Here is a 1,122-nt window from a genome sequence, read left to right on the forward strand (position 1 = left end):
CTAGATGTACTAACCCGGTAGGTTGTTGACGCGGCTGGCTGGGGAGGCGCCTTTGAGTGCGGTGTGTGGCCTGCTGCGATTGTAGTGCTCGATGAAGTCCAGGTAGCAGGCTTGGCGTTCGGTTTCTGATGTGTAGTGCCGGGCGTAGGCCCATTCCTCCAGGAGGATGCGGTTGAAGCGTTCGACTTTGCCGTTGGTCTGGGGTCGGTAGGGTCTGGTGCGTTTGTGTCGGATGCCGGCTTCCGTCAGGGTTTGGGCAAAGAGGCGGGACCGGTAGCAGGAGCCGTTATCGGTGAGGACCCTTTGGATCTTCACGCCGTGGGCGGCGAACGCTGCAATCGCGTTGCGCATGAAGGCCGCGGCCGTTTCCTTGGTCTCATCCGGGCAGATTTCGGAGTAGACGTAGCGGGAGTGGTCATCGACGGCGTGGTGGATGAACGTGAAGCCGCGGAGCAGGCCCCTGTTCTTCCGGGCGCCTTCGGACAGGTTCCGGGCACGGGCGTTGGCTTCCCCTGCTACCCGGCCCAGGCTTCGGTGGCCTCCGCCGTCGGGGATCCTGCCGAGTTTCTTCACATCAACGTGGATCATCTCGCCCGGCTGCGTGTACTCATAGCGGTGGGCGTGTTCCCGGCGGATCCTGATCCCGGTGGAACGGTCCGTGAAGCGCAGCGGCGGGCAGTGGTAGCGGCGCAGGATCCGGTGGACCGTGGAGATGTTCAAGTGCAGGTGGTAGGCGATCCTGGCCGGTCCCCAGCGCTTGGAGGTTCTCAGGCCCACCACCCGGCGTTCTGTTCGCATTGCACTGCGGTGCGGACAGCTCAACGGTCGACAGGGCCGGTCCTGCATCCCGGCTTCGCCGAACTCGACGTAACGCTTCGCCCAGCGGGCCGCGGTCGGGACAGAGACGTTGAACCGCTCAGCCGCGCGGCGCAACGGCCAATGATCGTTCACCACGCACCGGGCGAGCTTCAACCGGCCGGCAGGGGCAAGGATCGCGTTAGAGTGGGACACGAGGACCTCCTGGACATTGTGTTTGCTCTCGACAAGCTCCACACAACACCCGGAGGTCCTCTTTATCGCGTTACTCCCAGCCCCGTGTCATCAACCTGCCGGGACAATACA

General features: G+C 63.7%; 1 protein-coding gene. It reads right to left on the reverse strand.

Going from position 1 to position 1,122, the window contains the following annotated elements:
* Nucleotides 1-9 precede the first annotated feature (9 nt).
* Nucleotides 10-1,011 carry an IS481 family transposase gene (locus tag FQP90_RS22920; RefSeq protein ID WP_144653410.1) on the reverse strand — a complete coding sequence of 334 codons (1,002 nt, stop codon included), beginning with the start codon at nt 1,009-1,011 and terminating at the stop codon, nt 10-12.
* Nucleotides 1,012-1,122: the final 111 nt, after the last annotated feature.

Origin of the sequence: Paenarthrobacter nitroguajacolicus, assembly GCF_007786235.1 — a bacterium.
In the GTDB taxonomy this organism is placed as follows: Bacteria; Actinomycetota; Actinomycetes; order Actinomycetales; family Micrococcaceae; genus Arthrobacter; species Arthrobacter nitroguajacolicus_A.